At 70.1% G+C, this 16,392-nt stretch carries 14 protein-coding genes and 2 pseudogenes; 2 read left to right on the top strand and 14 right to left on the bottom strand.

All coding sequences use genetic code 11. The annotated features are described in order from the left end of the window. Positions 1–48 precede the first annotated feature (48 nt). The 10 genes from rplT to ACFWI9_RS27640 form a co-directional block, all read right to left on the bottom strand. On the bottom strand, positions 49–441 hold the full coding sequence (rplT, locus tag ACFWI9_RS27595) for a 50S ribosomal protein L20 (protein WP_385566651.1): 393 nt from the start codon (positions 439–441) through the stop codon (positions 49–51). A gap of 107 nt (positions 442–548) precedes the next feature. After that, positions 549–743, bottom strand: coding sequence for a 50S ribosomal protein L35 (gene rpmI / locus ACFWI9_RS27600; protein WP_019884943.1), 195 nt, complete (start codon positions 741–743; stop codon positions 549–551). Between the two features lie 105 nt (positions 744–848). Next, positions 849–1,541: a translation initiation factor IF-3 gene (gene infC, locus ACFWI9_RS27605; RefSeq protein WP_387166022.1), complete on the bottom strand. Its 693-nt coding sequence runs from the start codon at positions 1,539–1,541 to the stop codon at positions 849–851. Positions 1,542–1,897: 356 nt separating this feature from the next. Further along, complete coding sequence (locus ACFWI9_RS27610) at positions 1,898–2,284, bottom strand: DUF1844 domain-containing protein (protein ID WP_387166024.1); 387 nt, start codon at positions 2,282–2,284, stop codon at positions 1,898–1,900. A 24-nt stretch (positions 2,285–2,308) separates the two neighbouring features. After that, on the bottom strand, positions 2,309–3,040 hold the full coding sequence (locus ACFWI9_RS27615; RefSeq protein WP_387166026.1) for an SseB family protein: 732 nt from the start codon (positions 3,038–3,040) through the stop codon (positions 2,309–2,311). Between the two features lie 135 nt (positions 3,041–3,175). After that, positions 3,176–4,312 (bottom strand): YHYH protein, encoded by a 1,137-nt coding sequence (locus ACFWI9_RS27620; protein ID WP_387166028.1) that lies wholly within the window; start codon positions 4,310–4,312, stop codon positions 3,176–3,178. A 171-nt stretch (positions 4,313–4,483) separates the two neighbouring features. Continuing rightward, positions 4,484–5,929, bottom strand: a complete 1,446-nt coding sequence (locus ACFWI9_RS27625; RefSeq protein ID WP_387166030.1) for a sensor histidine kinase — start codon at positions 5,927–5,929, stop codon at positions 4,484–4,486. 3 nt (positions 5,930–5,932) lie between these two features. Further along, positions 5,933–6,661, bottom strand: coding sequence for a response regulator transcription factor (locus ACFWI9_RS27630; protein ID WP_387166032.1), 729 nt, complete (start codon positions 6,659–6,661; stop codon positions 5,933–5,935). 85 nt (positions 6,662–6,746) lie between these two features. Beyond that, complete coding sequence (mycP, locus tag ACFWI9_RS27635) at positions 6,747–7,961, bottom strand: type VII secretion-associated serine protease mycosin (RefSeq protein ID WP_387166034.1); 1,215 nt, start codon at positions 7,959–7,961, stop codon at positions 6,747–6,749. Next, the gene (locus ACFWI9_RS27640) at positions 7,958–8,965 is read right to left on the bottom strand and encodes a hypothetical protein (RefSeq protein WP_387166036.1); all 1,008 of its coding nucleotides are present in this window, start codon (positions 8,963–8,965) and stop codon (positions 7,958–7,960) included. Before ACFWI9_RS27640 ends, mycP begins: the two co-directional genes overlap by 4 nt. A 504-nt stretch (positions 8,966–9,469) precedes the next feature. Between ACFWI9_RS27640 and ACFWI9_RS27645 the strand changes: the two genes are divergently transcribed. Further along, entirely contained in the window at positions 9,470–10,672 is a 1,203-nt protein-coding gene (locus ACFWI9_RS27645) for an amino acid deaminase/aldolase (protein ID WP_387166037.1), read from the top strand. A 7-nt stretch (positions 10,673–10,679) separates the two neighbouring features. Beyond that, a pseudogene (locus ACFWI9_RS27650) lies at positions 10,680–10,811 on the top strand (IS701 family transposase); the annotation flags it as partial. A gap of 391 nt (positions 10,812–11,202) precedes the next feature. Here the strand turns inward: ACFWI9_RS27650 and ACFWI9_RS27655 are convergent. The 4 genes and pseudogenes from ACFWI9_RS27655 to ACFWI9_RS27670 form a co-directional block, all read right to left on the bottom strand. Beyond that, positions 11,203–12,150, bottom strand: coding sequence for an endonuclease/exonuclease/phosphatase family protein (locus ACFWI9_RS27655; RefSeq protein ID WP_387166039.1), 948 nt, complete (start codon positions 12,148–12,150; stop codon positions 11,203–11,205). Between the two features lie 341 nt (positions 12,151–12,491). After that, the gene (locus ACFWI9_RS27660) at positions 12,492–14,738 is read right to left on the bottom strand and encodes a hypothetical protein (protein WP_387166041.1); all 2,247 of its coding nucleotides are present in this window, start codon (positions 14,736–14,738) and stop codon (positions 12,492–12,494) included. Between the two features lie 291 nt (positions 14,739–15,029). Next, entirely contained in the window at positions 15,030–15,812 is a 783-nt protein-coding gene (locus ACFWI9_RS27665; RefSeq protein WP_387166043.1) for a 3-oxoacyl-ACP reductase, read from the bottom strand. A 6-nt stretch (positions 15,813–15,818) separates the two neighbouring features. After that, positions 15,819–16,307, bottom strand: a pseudogene (locus ACFWI9_RS27670) (aldehyde dehydrogenase family protein); the annotation flags it as partial. Between the last annotated feature and the right edge of the window lie 85 nt (positions 16,308–16,392).

Below are 16,392 nucleotides of genomic sequence, written 5' to 3' on the forward strand. Positions count from 1 at the left end.
CCAGTGGCCTGCGGGTCCGTGACCGGTCTAGGACGCGAGGGACGGCCGTCAGGCCGCGGACGCGGCCTTCGGGGCGTTGACATCGCTCGGGAGGGCCTTCTGGGCGACCTCGACGAGGGCGGCGAACGCGGCGGCGTCGTTGACCGCGAGCTCGGCCAGGATCTTGCGGTCCACCTCGACGTTGGCAGCCTTCAGACCCTGGATGAAGCGGTTGTAGGTGATGCCGTTGGCGCGGGCAGCGGCGTTGATGCGCTGGATCCACAGCTGACGGAAGTCGCCCTTGCGCTTCTTGCGGTCGTTGTAGTTGTAGACGAGGGAGTGGGTGACCTGCTCCTTCGCCTTGCGGTACAGGCGCGAGCGCTGGCCGCGGTAACCGCTGGCCTGCTCGAGGATCGCCCGGCGCTTCTTGTGGGCGTTGACTGCCCGCTTGACGCGTGCCACTTGTTAACTCCTTGTAGCGGGGTCGCGGTTGTCCTCACGCGACCCGGAAACGATTGGGTCCCGGTCCTGGCCGGAGGCCCCCGTCGCCCGGGGGCACGAAATCAAGCTCAGATGCCCAGCATCTTCTTGATCTTGGCGGCGTCACCCGGGGCCATCTCGGCGTTGCCGGTGAGGCGACGCGTCAGCTTGGACGACTTGTGCTCGAGCAGGTGGCGCTTGCCGGCGCGCTCACGGAGCACCTTGCCGGAGCCGGTGATCTTGAAGCGCTTCTTGGCACCGCTGTGCGTCTTGTTCTTCGGCATAGCGCCGTTCTCTCCTCGTCAGTGGCGCTCTCGTCACCGGTCCGGAAACCGGCAGGCGAAAGCGTCATGTGTATCGGTTGATGTCCAGGACGGGTTGTCCCGGAATCAGGCCTCGGCGGGCTCCTCAGCGGAATCCGCTGCCTCTACGTGCTCCTCAGCGGAGTCCGGGTGGGCGGACTGTGCCTGGCGCTCCGCCTTGCGGGCGGCCTGCGCCTCACGGGCCTCGGCCATCGCCTCGGTCTTCTTCTTGTGCGGACCGAGAACCATGATCATGTTCCGGCCGTCCTGCTTCGGGTTCGACTCCACGAAACCGAGTTCCTGGACGTCCTCCGCGAGCCGCTGGAGCAGTCGGTAGCCGAGCTCCGGCCGGGACTGCTCGCGACCACGGAACATGATCGTGATCTTGACCTTGTCGCCCTGCTTGAGGAACCGGACGACGTGACCCTTCTTGGTGTCATAGTCGTGCGGGTCGATCTTCGGCCGGAGCTTCATCTCCTTGATGACCGTGTGCGCCTGGTTCTTGCGCGCCTCACGGGCCTTCATGGCCGACTCGTACTTGAACTTCCCGTAGTCCATGAGCTTGCACACGGGCGGACGGGCGTTCGCCGCGACCTCGACCAGGTCGAGGTCGTACTCCTGGGCAAGCTCCAGGGCCTTGGCAAGCGGAACAATCCCGACCTGCTCGCCGCTGGGACCGACAAGTCGCACCTCGGGAACGCGAATCCGGTCGTTGATGCGGGGCTCGGCGCTGATGGATCCTCCTCGGTAGCACCACGCGGCGGTCTGGCGGACAGCCACGCAACGTCTGTTTCGATAGACCAACCGCGCCGGCACATGAAAAATGCCCCGACGGGCACAGGCGGGGCTCCAGGACTACCGGAGCACCGCACGGCGAACCGCGGGGCGCTGCTTCGGACGGCTTCCATCGTCCGTACGGAACGATGGGCGCCGCCTGACCGGTGACCCGTCACCCTTCGAGGGGCGGCAGGTGGGAGTTCGGAGCCTCCACTTGTGGGTCGGACACATGGATGTCCGACCGGTCGTTACAACAGGTTAGCAGCTCCCCGCAGTGGGAGCGAACCGGGAGGAGCGCGGACCGGGTGGGTCCGGTTGGCGCTCGGTCCTGGTGGTCCGGGTCAGGGGCCCGGTGAGGATCAGCCGTAGACCGGGCCCGTGTACTTTTCGCCGGGGCCCTGCCCGGGCTCGTCCGGGACGATCGACGCCTCGCGGAAGGCCAGCTGGAGGGACTTCAGCCCGTCACGCAGCGGGGCCGCGTGGAAGGAGCTGATCTCGGTGGCACCGGCGTCGAGCAGCCCGGCCAGCGCGTGCACCAGCTTGCGCGCCTCGTCCAGGTCCTTGTGCTTGTCGCCGTCCTCGGTCAGCCCGAGCTTCACAGCGGCGGCACTCATCAGGTTGACCGCGACCGTGACGATCACTTCGACCGCGGGCACCTCCGCGATGTCCCGGGTCATGGCGTCGAAGTCGGGAGCCTCTGCGGCGTCAGCGCTCGGCGTCTCGTTGCTGGGGGTCGCGTCACTCATGCGCCACACGATATGCGGTGCTCCCTACGGCCGTACGTAGAGGGGCTCCCCCGGAGGCGCGGCCTCCGCAGGCAGCACGGCCAGATCAAGGCCGCGTACGAGGCGGGCCCGCAGGGTCTCGTCCGCCGCGAGCGCCCGGGCCACGCGCTGGGCGACCTCGGCAGGCACGGCATCGGGCGCAGGCACCAGCGCGAGGGTGCCGTCGGCGCTACCGGGGCCCAGGTGGGCGCGGATCAGCCCGGGCTCGGCCGCGGCCACGGACCGCACCGCTTCCCGTACCGCCGGATCGCCCAGCGGATCGGTGCTGGTACGCCCTTCCGCGAGGGCGAGCAGCGCCCGCCCTGTCAGCGGGTACGGGACAGGGCCCGCGAGGTCCAGCAGGAGTGTGTCCGCCTTCTCGTGTACGGCGGCGGCGAGGGCCTGGTGCAGGGGTACGGCGACCGGCCTGGCCTGGGGGTCCCACCGGGCGAGCGACTCGGTGGAGGTGAACGCGGGCAGCGCCCGACGGTCTCCCAGGGTCAGCGTGGGCACGGCCATGTCACTGGTCTTCTCGCGGCGCAGCCCCTGCTCGTCCACCTCGACCTCGCCGAGCAGCGCGACGACGGGGACGAGCAGCCGGGCGCCCTTGAGTGCCTCAAGGACCGGCTGTTCGGCGTTCCGGTCCTCGGCCCAGGCGGCGAGCGCCGTGGTGAGGGCGGGGTCGGCGGAACCGTCGTCGTCGGGGAACGGGGAGTCGGGGATGTTCTTGAGCGCCACGCGATGAGCCTAGTGCAGGGCTGTTCCGGTGCCCCCCGCCGCCCGTCAGCGCCCCATGCGCCGTGGTGTTCGCGGGGACAGCGGTTGCCGCTGTCCCCGCGCGTGGCGGCCGGACGGTGGCCGGATTCAGCCGGGTCAGTGGTGCCCCTGCCCCTGCCCTTGCCCCTGACTCTGGCCCTGCGCCTGACCGGGACGCTGCCGCTGGCCCTGCCCCTGTGTCTGACCCTGGTCCTGGCCGCCCTGCCCGGGGCGCTGCCGGCCCCGGTGGTTGTTCCCCGTGCGGTCATGCTCCGGGGGCTCGACCGGTGTGCCGCGGAAGCAGCCGACGGTATAAGGGAATTCCAGGGTGGCGCTGTAGTGGTAGACCGACGTCTCCTTGCCGTTCCACATCACCTTGCTGGTGCGGCCATGGCACTCGTCCAGGTCGGCGTTGGTGGGGAGGTTGCCCTTGTCGTCCCGCTCGACGTAGATGCCGAAGCCGTCCAGGGCATAACCGACCAGCGTCGCTCCCTTCTTGTCGGCCGCGGCGAGCAGACAGGACGGAATGTTGTGGTAGTGGTACGCCTCCGCGCCGTCGGGATGCCCGTCGCACACGTCCTGGGTCTCGTGAGCCGCCGCGTCCCGTCCCGCGTCATCGAGGGAGTTGTATATGTAGACCCCGTTCTTGAGCACCCCGATCGCTCCCATGTCGACGCAGCTGGGGCTGTCGGCCCGGGTCGGGTTGAGCGGCAGCGTGAAGTCGACCGTCTCCGGCTCGATGGCGTTGGGGTTGGTGTCGTACTGGTAGGCGGGGTCTGACCGCTCGATCGGGAAGGTGCCGGTGACCTGCTGGGTCGGCAGGTTCTTGGAGGTGATGTTCCGGGAGTCGCCCTTGGTGCTCTCGTTGTACTCGGCGTCCGGCCAGGAGTGCTCGCCCTGGACGCGCACCTTCGCGGTGGAGTCCCAGGTCTTGTTCTCGTTGTCGAACCACGGGCCGTCGTGGCGTGCCCCGCCCTGCCGGAAGGACGTCCGGCAGGAGTAGATGGCGTCCTTCTGTGCCGAGGTCGCGACCTTGCCGTCGCCGAGCGGGATCTTCTTCGGGTCGGTGACCGCGGACCAGGCCGCGGGCACGCCCTCGCCGGACGCCGCGGACGTCGAGCTCGCGCCTTCCTCCGGAGCCTTGGGGTTGCCGCAGGCCGCGGCCAGCAGCACCGCGCCGCTCGCCATGGCCAGGCCTCGCAGTGCGTGCCGTCGGGCCGTGTGGGTCGCTGCCGCTTTCGCTGTCACTGTCACGCCGTACCTTTGGCTCGGGGAAATCGGGAAGGTGGGCGGACTGGTTCCTGGCGTCGCCGATCCGCTGGACAGGGACGCTGTCAGCCCCAGCGGCACCAGCCGCTGAAGCCGTCCTGAGGGTTCGCTGAAGATCTCGGGCGTCCGGCCGGGACGTCCGGCTTCGACGGACCGTCACACCCCGTCCGATTCCCCCGGCCGGGGCAGACGCACCAGGAATGTGGCTCCGCCGCCGGGAGTCTCGAGGGCGGCCACCGTCCCCTCGCAACTGCTCACCAGCGCCGCGACGATGGCGAGTCCGAGGCCCGAGCCGTCCCGTGACCTGGCGCGGGAGCCGTCGGGGCGGTAGAAGCGGTCGAAGACGTGGGGGCGATCCGCGGCGCCGATTCCGGGACCGTTGTCGGCGACCCGGATCTCGACGGCCGGGCCGACCGGTTCGGCGGTGATGCGGGTGAGGGTGCCGGGCGGAGTGTGTTCGCGGACGTTCGCGAGCAGGTTCCGGATCACCTGCCGCAGCCGCAGCTCGTTCGCACAGACCGTCGGGTCGGTCGCGAGCTCCAGTTCGACGGGGTGTCCGGGGCCGATCGCACGGTGCTCGTCGATCGCCCCCCGGAGGACGGCGGACACCTCCACCGCGGTGGCGAGTTCCCCGTCCCTGTCCGCGCCGGTGTCCGTTTCCGTATCCGTATCCGTATCCGCGCACTCGTGGTCGAGTCGTGCGAGAAACAGCAGATCCTCGACCAGGCCGGTCATCCGCTCCGTCTCCGCCGCGATCCGCGCCATCGCCCGATCCAGCCGGGGGCCGGGCGGCAGTCCTCCCCTGCCATGGAGTTCGGCGTAGCCGCGGACGAGGGTCAAGGGGGTGCGCAGTTCGTGGGACGCGTCGGCCACGAACCGCTCCAGCTTGAGCCGCGCCGCCTCGCGGGCGGCGAGGGACGCGTCGAGCTGCACGAGCATACGGTCGAACCCCGCGGTCAGCCGCCCGACCTCGTCGCGAGCGGACCGAGGTTCGATACGGCGCGTCAAGTCACCGGCAGCCACCGCCTCCGTGGCATCCACCAAGTCGTCCAGGGGGCGCAGCTCGCGGCGCATCAGCCACCAGCCGATGCCGCCGCCGAGGGCGGCGACGGCGCCGCCGCCCAGCGCCAGGCTCCACAGCAGGAGGTCGGTGGTCTGCTCGACTTCCCCCAGCGACGCGGCGAACACGGTCGCGCCGCCGTCGGGCCGGTGGACCGCGGTCCAGTGGTACTCCAGCGTCCCGTCCGCGCTCTCGGCTTCCGCGATGGCACCGGTCCGGGCCGCGGACAGCACGGTCTTCCAGGGCACGGCCGGCAGCGGATCCGGATCCCCGGTCAGCTCCGACGGCTTGGCCTCTTCGAGCTGTCCCCGCGCGTCGAAGCGCAGCAGGGCGACCCGCCTGACCGGGTGTCCGGCCCGTTCGGCCGGGCCGGCCGCGGCCGGGCCCGACGCCTGCGGCTCGGCGCGGGCACGCAGCAGCCGGGCGTCAGCCTCGTGGATGAGGCTCGACCGGGTCCACCACAGCGTGCCGCCGCCGAGTACGGCAACCGAACCCGTGAGCAGGGCGGCCACGAGGAGGGCGAGGCGTGCTCGCAGCGGCATGTCTCAGCCCCCGTCCGAGCGCAGCACATAGCCGAATCCGCGTACGGTGTGGATCAGTGCCGGACCGTCCGCCTCGATCTTTCTGCGGAGCTGGCTGATGTGCACCTCCACAAGGTTGCCGTCGCCGCGGCCGGCGTCGGCGTACCCCCAGACCGCCTCGATGAGCTGCGCCTTCGAGAGCACCTGGCCGCTCCACCGGAGCAGGTGGCGCAGCAGCCGGTACTCGGTGGGCGACAGGACGATCTCCCGGCCGCCCCGGGTGACCCGGTGGGCTCGGTCGTCAAGCACGAGATCGGCCAGGAGCAGCGGCCGGTCCACCGGGTCGGTCCGCCCGCTGCGGCGCAGTACGGCGGCTATCCGCAGGGTCAGCTCCTCCAGGCTGAAGGGTTTCGTCAGGTAGTCGTCGCAGCCCTGCGCGAAGCCCGTACGCAGATCGGCACGGCTGTCCCGCGCGGTGAGGAAGATGACCGGCAGCTCGCAGCCGGCGCTGCGCAGCCGCCCGCACAGCTCGAACCCGTCGAGATCGGGCAGGGTGACATCGAGGAGCAGCAGATCACAGTCGGGCGCCGGGCCTGCGGCCAGGCACTGGCGGGCGCTCGTCATGGTGACCGTCTCGTAGCCCTCGTGTCGCAGCGAGGCCTCCAGCAGTTCGGCCATGGGCTCGTCGTCCTCGACGAGGAGGATCCTGGCGCGTGGCGGCCGGGCGTACGCGTCCGAGGGCGTCCCGTTCATGCGCGCGATGGTAAGGCAGCGGCCTGTGGGTGCCGGTTCGCCGGTTCCGGCCTCGGTGCACACCGGACGGCGGCCGGGCTCCTTCTCAGATGCGGCGGCGTCCGCCCCACCACAGCACGACCGCGCAGACGAGCAGCAGCGCGCCGGTCCCACCGGCCAGGGGCACCAGCATCCCACCGGGTGCGTCGGTGTCGGGCGACGGCGCGGGGCCGCTGCCGAAGTAGCGCTCGCGGTAGCCGGGCGCGGACGACGCCTGCGGCTCGCCCGATGAGAGCTCGCCGGGGGTGAGCTCTCCCGCCGCCTTGAGCGCGGCAACCGGGTCGACGGTGCCGTATCCCTTGGCGTCGTCGCGACCGCCCTGCGGCGCGTCCCGGGCGGTGTCCGTGAGGAGCCGCTTGATCTGAGCCGGGGTCAGTCCCGGGTGGGCGGACCGGACGAGCGCGACCACTCCGGAGACGAAGGCCGCTGCCGCGCTGGTGCCCCAGCCTTCGTAGTACTTACGGTCGGGGTCGGCGATGACCACGTCCACGCCGGGGGCACTGACGGTGGCGTACCAGCGGCTTGTGGAGAAGGAGGCGTGGGTGCCGAAGCGGTCGACCGCGGTGACGGCGATGACGCCCGGGTAGGCCGCGGGGTACGAGATGTGGTCGCCCTTCTCGCCACTGTTCCCCGCCGACGCGACGACTACGGCGCCCTTGGCGAGCGCGTACTGGACGGCGGCGTCCTCCCCCTTCTCCGGGTGCGCGGACTCGCTGTCGTCACCGAGCGAGAGGTTGATGACGTCGGCGCCGTTGTCGGCGGCCCAGCGGATTCCGTCCGCGAGGGCGGAGTTGCGGGTCTTCCGGGCCTGGGCCCGGGACGGGTCCGTGCCCTCGAGGATCACGCGCACCGGCTGGATCTTCGCCTGGGGCGCGACACCGAGCACGCCGTCCTCACGCCCCGGCCCGTGGCCGCGTCCGGCGATGATCCCGGCCATGGCGGTCCCGTGCCGTGCCCACGCCCGGTCGCCGCGCCCGGCGCCGAAGCCGACGAGATCCTTGGTGGGGAGCACCTGGCCGGTGAGATCGGGGTGGCTGTCGTCGACCCCGGTGTCGAGGACGGCGACCGTGACGCCGTCGCCCTTGGTGGTCCGCCAGACCTGTTCCAGGTGCAGCGTGTCGAGTGCCCACTGACGGGCCCGGATGCTGTCGGCGTGAGCGGGCGCGACGGACACCAACACGAGCGCGAGGGCAGTGGCGACACTGCCGGTGAGCCGGTGTCTGAGCCGCCGCGGCAGCGGGTCATGGGGTCGCACGGTCATTCGGGCTGCTCCGAGGCCTTGGCCGCAGACGCCCGCAGTGCTCGTTCGATGCCGCCGGCCAGGCCCCTGGCCTCGTGGCCGAGGCCAGACTGCGCGGGCGCGGAGGTGGCGCCCGCGATGGTCGCCTCGCTCGCCGGGCGCGGGTCGGTCACCGTACGGCCGTCAGCGAATCCGGAGACGGCGTAGACGAGGACCGGGGCGTCGCTCAGGACGTCGATCGTCCAGCTGGCCCGCTGTTCGTCGCCGAAGCCCGCGGCGACGGTTCCGGGGACTGCGTACGCCCGGGGCATCAGGTCGGCTCGTTGGTCGAGGTTCTCCCGTGTGAACCTGCCTCGGAGGGTTGCCATGGCCTGCCGGTCCGCCTGGGTGAAGAGCATGCCGACGGTGGTGACACCGCTGGAGGACGCATCGGCGTAGGTGGCGCGCAGTGCGCGGAGGCAGCCGACCGGGCGGACCGCCTCGGCCAGCAGGGGGTCGAGCGCCGCGGCGCATTCCGTGTCCGGTGCGACCCCGAGGCGCTTCCACACGCGATCGGCGCCCCCGGGACCGGACCCGGGGCCTTTGAGCGTGCGGGGGAAGAGCTCGTCGACGGGGGTGCTGTGCCAGAGCGCGCGTACGCCGTCGTAGTCGGCCGCTGCCGTGGAGGCGGCGCCGCGGGTGGTGGAGCCGTCCACGAGCCAGCTTCCCGCTGCGGCGCCCCCGATCAGCCCGAGACCGAGGACGAGGCAGGCGACGGCGGCCGGGGTCCTGGCGGGGTGCCGGGTGCGCACGGGGCGCAGCCGGGTGGTGATCTCGGTGGGCTGCTCGGTGTGGAAGCCCGGATATCCGTGCCACACGGTGGGCGGGAGCCAGGCCGTCTGACCGGCGGCAGGGGGCGGACTCGCAGGCCGCGGCGGCACCGCGCCGGATGTCCGCCCCACCGGCAGCGGCGGCAGGGAGGGAGGCGACGGCGGGGCGGCCGGCGTCGTGCCGCCGCCGCTCGTCCGCTGCGGTGGCACGGGCATGCGCCCGCGGGTCGGAGGAACGGGCTCGGTTCGCACCTCACCCGGCCGCCGGTCGCCCGCTGGCAGTCCGCTGTTCGCGGCCGTGCTTCCCGGCGCGGTGGATGCCGGCGGCTGTGACGGCGACAGCGCGGGCGGCTGTACCGCTGGTGCCGGTGGTGGTGTGGGTGGCTGTGCCGACGCCTGCCCGGTTGCCGGTCGCCCCGGTCCGACATCGTTCCCCGGCTGCGCGGGGGCCGGAGGCTGTTGAGGTACGGGAGGCCGCGGAGGCGCCGGGGGAAGGTGAGGTTCGGCGGTGCGGGAGGTGTGTGGTGCCTCGGTGCCCATCCGCCCCCCTGTTCCAGTGTCCGTGCACGCCGCGGATCGCCGAGGCAGGCCCGTTCGTCACCGTGTGACGGCCACTCTACGGGCTCGCCGAGGGCCTCAGGGCACAGGTCGGCGGGCGCGCGGCATCTGCCCAGAACATCCCCCTACCCTCGGGTACAGCGGTTCTGGCAAGCTCGGGCCATGACTCCCCGTGCCGCCGACAGGGCCCGGTACGACCGGGCCACGGCTCATCTCGACGCCCCGCTCGCCATCGTGGACCTCGACGCCTTCGACGCGAACGCGGTGGACCTGGTCCGCAGGGCGGGCGGAAAGCCGATCAGGGTCGCGAGCAAGTCCGTGCGCTGCCGTGCCTTGTTGGAACGGGTCCTCGCGACGGACGGGTTCGCGGGGATCATGTCGTTCACCCTGGCCGAGTCCGTCTGGCTGGCCCGTGCCGGCTTCGGTGATGTGCTGCTCGCCTATCCGTCCGCCGACCGGGCGGGCTTCGCCGAGCTGGCGGGTGACGCCAAACTCGCCGCCGCGGTCACGGTGATGGTGGACGACCCGGCCCAACTCGATCTGATCGACCGTTCGCGTGACGGCGGCGGCGAGGAGATCCGGGTCTGCCTGGAGCTGGACACCGCGCTACGGCTGCTGGGCGGGCGGGTGCGGATCGGCGCCCGCCGCTCACCGCTGCGCGAACCAGCCCAACTGGGCGCGCTGGCAAGGGAGATATCCCGTCGCCCCGGCTTCCGCCTGGTGGGCCTGATGGCCTATGAGGGCCATGTCGCGGGGGTGGGGGACGCGGTGTCGGGAAGCCCGGTGCGTTCGCGGGTGATCCGTGTGATGCAGTCCGCGGCCCGTCGCGAGCTGGCGCAGCGCCGGGCGGCCGTGGTGGCGGCGGTGCGCGCCGAGGTGCCGGACCTGGAGTTCGTGAACGGCGGCGGCACGGGCAGTGTGCAGCACACCGCGGCGGAGGAGGCCGTCACCGAGATCGCCGCCGGCTCCGGGCTCTATGTGCCGCGGCTGTTCGACAACTACACGTCCTTCAGCGGCCGTCCCGCCGCGCTGTTCGCGCAGCCGGTGGTGCGCCGACCGGGAGTGGGTGCGGTGACCGTGCTCGGCGGCGGCTATCCGGCGTCCGGGGCCGCGGGGCGGGACAGACTGCCGGTTCCGTATCTGCCGGAGGGTCTCGCTTACGACCCGATGGAGGGCGCGGGCGAGGTGCAGACCCCGCTGCTCGGAGCCGCCGCCGACGATCTGCTGATCGGCGACAAGGTGTGGTTCCGCCATGCGAAGGCCGGTGAGATGTGCGAGCGGTTCGATGAGCTGCGGCTGGTCTCGGGTGAGCAGGTGGTGGCGTCCGTCCCGACCTACCGGGGCGAAGGACGTACGTTCCTCTAGGGGGAGTTTCGAAGGCCGGACCTGGGGCGGCTGGCACCACCACGTCACCCTTGTCTCCGTCGCGCACGCCTTCTGCACCCTGCAGCGACTGGCCCGTGCCCCGAAAGACACGGCGCCGGCCCGACCCTCTACCAAGTCGTACGCGAGCTCCGGACACTCCTCGCCGGCTGGACCGGCGCCTGCCCCACCAGCCACCGCGACATGCCCACCCCAATACGAACCCGACCAAGCACTACCGGCGTCCCGCCGCCGAACGTATCCGGTCCGATGTCCACGGCGGCCCAGATCTCGGGCACGGTCTCGTCCGTCGGCTCATCGTCACAGCGGTCCCGCGGGCGACCTCGCCGACCATGCCCTACACAGCGATAGAGTCGCGTATCTCAATTGGCGATCGAATCGTCACGGGGCTCCGGACGGCCAAGTCGCCTGAGCCATCAGACGGCGACAAGCTCACAGCCACAGCCGGAGCCCCTGGGCCCGACGATCTTACGAATGGCCTCTCAGACCCACGCGCGGAAGGTGGGACAAGCTCAGTGTTCCCACGCAGCAGCGCCACGCAGAAGGTGATGGTCCGAAAGGCCCGGAGTGCAGGCTGCGGCGTCACCGCGGACGGTTTTGAACCAGTAATAGCTCAAGAAGATGTAGTCGATCTTTCCGGGTTCGCCGACGTGGGGCGAGCATCCAGGCTCAGCCGTCGCTTCACCGCTGCGGCAGCGGTCCCCGCTCTGCGGGCAGTCGGTGCCGGTGAAGTGCGACTTGTCGTTCTCGTCGACTTCTTGGAACACACCGGTTCCACCGCTGTGGACGTAGAGGGGTGCCATGTCCACGTCCTTGGGGAGCTGGTTGAAGTCACCTGCGAGGACCACAGGGTCGCCCTGGTTGGCGTATCCCCTGGTGATTTCGGCAACCTTCCGGATCTGTGCCTTGGGGTTATCGCCTCGGAAGTCGATGTGAGTGTTGCAGGCACGGACCGCGCGCCCGGTGACGGTCGTCCTGGCACACAGGAGGATACGGTCCTCGGCCGGTGTCGGCTCAGGGAGGAAGTCGACGGTACGGCTGCCGTTGTCGATCGTGCCGGGGCCGCCCTTGGCGAAGATGGCCAGACCGAAGCGCTTGTCCGTGCCCCACTTTCCACACCCGTCCGCGGACGCCAGCGTCGCGCCCCAGACCGAGTCGTACTTGTCGCCGCTGGAGCGGTCCTGCAGCGAATCACGCAGCAGCTTCCACTGCCCGTAACACATCTCCTGCGACATGACCAGATCAGCGTCCCACGAGTCCACGGCACTCACGATCTTATCGCGCCAAGCGGTCTTGGACCCGGTGTAGATCTCGCACGCAGCGCCGCAGACGTTGTAGGTGATGAACCTTGGCTTCGGCCAGTTGACCGGGTCGGGGGTATCCGCCTGCGCGGGGCCTGAAGCGAAAAGCAGACCTATGGAGAAGAGTGTTGTGAATAACGCCCTGAGAGTAGAACGCATGATTCAGCATCCCGGTTCATGATCGAGTGTGGGTCGCGCGAATTTTCCCACAACCTCCGCCGATACTCCCCGCACGGTGACGTGACCGTCGTCCAACCGGACCTTCCCACGGACTTCACGTCGGCATGGTCACTCAACGGCAGTATCGGGCCACGCCGCCAGGTGACCGCTCGTGGCCGGATCCCGGACTCTCGCTGCGGCTCGGGCCGACCGACGACGTCACCGAGGTCACCCCAGCCCGGGTCCGCCGCACACACCGCCGGGCGGCCGCAATCGATCATCCGATCACGACCGCCCGGCCTACTGCCCGTTACCGAGGCACGCTCCTAGGCGCAGCCGTTTTAGGCGCAGCCGTCGCGCGTGCACCTCGCCGTGTCCAGGACCCGGGGGTCCTTACCGGTGACCGGCTCCAGGTAGGTGATGTCGACGTACCCGGCACCGCCCTCCACGTCCGAGAGGTCGATCGCGCCGGCGAAGGACCGGGTGTTGTCCGCCTCCATTCCGACGCACAGCGGACTGGAAGAGGCACGCCGGTCGACCCCGGACGCGACGGCGGCGAGTCCGACGTAGCGGCAGCCAGTGGCGACATGGTTGTTGCCAGAGAAACTGACAGACCTTTCGAGCCAGGTCACCCTGCCGGTGGCGACGCTGTTGCCGTACGAGACCCGGAACTCGGTGATCGGGTCACGGTCCTCGGTGGTGTAGCACCGTACCCGGGTACAGGTCGCCGTCTCCTTGGTCGAGTAGGTGAGACCGCCGTCATCGGACACCCAGTACGTCACCTGCACATTGCTCGGACCGCCCGGCAGGTCGATGGTGACGGTGCCACTGAACGGCCGGGTGTTGTCCGCCTCCATGCCCACGCACAGCGGGCTGGAGGTGCGCCGGTCGCTGGTCCCGTTCGGAGCCGAGGCGATCACTTCGACGTACCGGCAGCCGCTGGCTACATGGTTGTTGCCAGAGAAGACCGCGCTGCGGTCCGACCAGTTCAGCTCGCCCACCGCGTAACTCTGGCCGTGGGCCACGCGGAAGTTCGGGGTGGGCTCCTGGTAGCTGGTATAGGCACAACCGCTGCGGCTGCAGAGCATGGTGTACTTCGGCGTCGTGGGCTCCGATCCGTCGTCCGACGCCAGGTAGGCGACCTGGACGCGACTCGGGCCGCCGGGCACGTCAATGGTCAGTGTGCCGGAGAAGGGTCTGTCCGCCGTTCCAGCGCATAGCTTGGACGTCGTCGCGACATCCGTCAGCCCGTTCGGCGTCATCGCGATGATCTCAACCTTGCGGCAGCCGCTGACGACACGGTTGGTCCCCGCGAAGGTGACGCTGCGGGACCCCCAGTTCAGCGTGCCGTTGTCGACGCCGCTGCTGCCGTGGGCCAGCTGGAACTTCCGCACCGTGCCGGGCTCGGAGAGGTCGGGCCGCAGTTGGGATTCCGACACCATGTCGAAGACGCCCCAGTAGTAGCCGCTCAGGTTTGCCGTGGGCTTCTGCGGATCACTGGTTTCCACGTGTGTGAAGGCTTCCAGGCCCACCCAGCCCTGGAAACGTCCGGCGTCGTCGATGACCTGGAGCATGGGCCGGGGATGCGAGTTGTACGTGTAGCACGGCTCGCCGCTTTTGCCGAGGAGCGATTCGCACCAGTACTCCTCGGTGTTCTGCCGACCGGTGCCCATCTCGGCCAGGTAACGGACCCGGTTCTTGGAGTTGTTGCCGCCCTGCGGCTTGCAGCTGGTGCCCGGCTGGAGATAGCCCATGCACTGGGCGTCGCCCGCGCAAGCCTGCCACGGCTTCCCCGCGTTGGTGGCGCCAGCCCCCTCGCCGCTGAATGTCCAGTCGCCGCCCGTCCCCTCACGACGCACCACACCGCCGTTGGCGGTGATGAAGGAACCCTTGTACTTCTCCGTGCTGTACTTGTCGTCGGTGAGCAGCTGCTCCATGGGCACACGGCTCGACGTGCCGGCATTGGAGCCGTACGCGATCCCGAAAGTGGCTCCGTAGTCGGAGAACGGGTCGATGGGCCCGGGGACGGTGGCATCGAACTGCTCGGCGTAGTAGTTCGAGCTGCGCATCCGGGCCACGCCCCCGCCCGCCAGCTGCGCCGACTCCAGGATCCAGGACTCGGCCAGCGGCTTGGCGAGGGCGGTCCCGGACTTGTCCTTGGTCCACGTCACGACCACACGGCCACCAGGCGCGTGCGCGTACGTCCCTTGGAAGCCCTGGCTGGGGCCGCTGCCGAAGCCCTTGACGGTCCGGACGTCGCACGTGGGAACGGGAGCACCGCAGTTCGCGTTGGTGACGGCTGGGACTCGGATCGGCTTGTCCCGCTGGTTCCAGGACCAGAAGTCGGTCGTGACCGTGCCGTCCGCCTGGAAGGTGTAGTACCCCAGCCGCACCCAGTTCCGATAGTTGTTGTTGCCCGGCATGTCAAGGCCACCGACGGAGACGACCCAGTTCGCCTTGCCGCCCGGGAGCGTCGGGGCGGCTTGGGCCGCCGTCGACGCCACCAGCAGGCTCGCCAGGAGTCCGAGCGTGCCGAGCAGGACCGCCGTACATCTTCGCAGAACGCCTCTATACGTTCCGTGTCCCATAATCTTTCCCTCTTTCCCACACTTGATCGGGAAATCACCTCCCGTGATCACATGCGCGTTTGCATCGTAGGTGACGGATGCGCGCTCAAGGTCGGCCGCCATCGCCGGCCCCCAGCCAACGCGGTGTCGATGGGCAGCCCGAGGAATGGCGAAGGGGTACCTCTCCGGGCACCCCTTCTGAACAGCCAAAACCGCAATTTTCGAGCGTTGATCGGCAAGGGCTGCCAAGATCCCCCGATGGACTTCGTGTCCGCGGGGACCGGATGGCAGGGGCCAGGGTGGCAGTGACCGCTACTGCGGGGTGACGTAGGCGCCCGCGATGCCTCCGTCGACCAGGAAGTCGGTCGCGTTCACGAACGAGGAGTCGTCGCTGGCGAGGAACGCCACGGCCGCGGCGATCTCCTCGGCCTCGGCGAAGCGGCCGGTGGGGATGTGCACGAGCCGCCGGGCGGCGCGCTCCGGGTCCTTGGCGAACAGCTCCTGGAGCAGCGGGGTGTTGACCGGGCCCGGGCAGAGCGCGTTGACCCGAATGCCCTCACGGGCGAACTGCACGCCCAGTTCGCGGGACATCGCCAGCACACCGCCCTTGGACGCGGTGTAGGAGATCTGGGAGGTCGCCGCGCCCATCCGGGCCACGAACGAGGCGGTGTTGATGATGGAGCCCTTGCCCTGGCGCCGCATGTAGGGGATGGCCGCCTTGCAGCACAGGAAGACGGAGGTGAGGTTGACCTCCTGGACCCGCCGCCAGGCGTCCAGGCCGGTGTCCAGGATGGAGTCGTCGTCGGGCGGTGAGATGCCCGCGTTGTTGAAGGCGATGTCCACGCTGCCGTAGGTGTCGAAGGCGGTCTTGAACAGCGCCTCGACCTGCTCGGCGTCGGTGACGTCCACCTTGGCGAAGGTACCGCCGACCTCGTCGGCCGCGGCCTTGCCCGCGGTCTCGTCGATGTCGCCGCAGACGACGTTCGCGCCCTCGGCGGCCAGGCGGCGCGCGGTGGCGAGGCCGATACCGCTGCCGGCTCCGGTGATGACTGCGGTGCGGCCGACGAGGCGGCGGCACTGGGAAGTGTCGGTCATGGTGGTTCATGCCTCCGTGCTGATGAAGACGTTCTTGGTCTCGGTGAAAGCGGTGAGCGCGTCGGGGCCGAGTTCACGGCCGAGACCGGACTGCTTGTAGCCGCCGAAGGGGGTCCAGTAGCGGACGCTGGAGTGGGAGTTGACAGACAGGTTGCCCGCGGCGACGGCGCCCGACATGCGCAGCGCACGGCCGATGTCACGGGTCCAGATGGAGCCGGAGAGCCCGTACTCGGTGGCGTTGGCGAGACGTACGGCGTCGTCCTCGTCCTCGAACGGCAGCACGACGGCGACGGGGCCGAAGACCTCTTCGACCGCGGCGGGCGCGTCGGGGGCGAGCCCGGTCAGTACGGTCGGCGGGAACCAGAAGCCCGGGCCCGCCGGGGCGGTGCCACGAATGCCGGGAATGCCGTCGGGGACGTAGGAGCGCACCCGTTCCAACTGGGTCTTGGAGATCAGCGGGCCCATCTGGGTGCGCTCGTCGGCCGGGTCGCCGAGGCGGGGTGGCTGCCATGCTCGGCTTTGGGAGACGCTATATAAGAATGACAAACACTAAGAGAGAAAGACTCTGAGACTGGGGCGC

It is taken from the genome of Streptomyces sp. NPDC127084, from assembly GCF_042724175.1.
Taxonomy (GTDB): domain Bacteria; phylum Actinomycetota; class Actinomycetes; order Streptomycetales; family Streptomycetaceae; genus Streptomyces.

Excerpts from the sequence above, each read along its gene's own strand:
- rpmI (WP_019884943.1), bottom strand. The coding sequence starts at position 743 with ATGCCGAAGAACAAGACGCACAGCGGTGCCAAGAAGCGCTTCAAGATC.
- ACFWI9_RS27610 (WP_387166024.1), bottom strand. The coding sequence starts at position 2,284 with ATGAGTGACGCGACCCCCAGCAACGAGACGCCGAGCGCTGACGCCGCA.
- ACFWI9_RS27625 (WP_387166030.1), bottom strand. The coding sequence starts at position 5,929 with ATGCCGCTGCGAGCACGCCTCGCCCTCCTCGTGGCCGCCCTGCTCACG.
- ACFWI9_RS27630 (WP_387166032.1), bottom strand. The coding sequence starts at position 6,661 with ATGAACGGGACGCCCTCGGACGCGTACGCCCGGCCGCCACGCGCCAGG.
- mycP (WP_387166034.1), bottom strand. The coding sequence starts at position 7,961 with ATGACCGTGCGACCCCATGACCCGCTGCCGCGGCGGCTCAGACACCGG.
- ACFWI9_RS27640 (WP_387166036.1), bottom strand. The coding sequence starts at position 8,965 with ATGCCCGTGCCACCGCAGCGGACGAGCGGCGGCGGCACGACGCCGGCC.
- ACFWI9_RS27645 (WP_387166037.1), top strand. The coding sequence starts at position 9,470 with ATGACTCCCCGTGCCGCCGACAGGGCCCGGTACGACCGGGCCACGGCT.
- ACFWI9_RS27655 (WP_387166039.1), bottom strand. The coding sequence starts at position 12,150 with ATGCGTTCTACTCTCAGGGCGTTATTCACAACACTCTTCTCCATAGGT.
- ACFWI9_RS27660 (WP_387166041.1), bottom strand. The coding sequence starts at position 14,738 with ATGGGACACGGAACGTATAGAGGCGTTCTGCGAAGATGTACGGCGGTC.
- ACFWI9_RS27665 (WP_387166043.1), bottom strand. The coding sequence starts at position 15,812 with ATGACCGACACTTCCCAGTGCCGCCGCCTCGTCGGCCGCACCGCAGTC.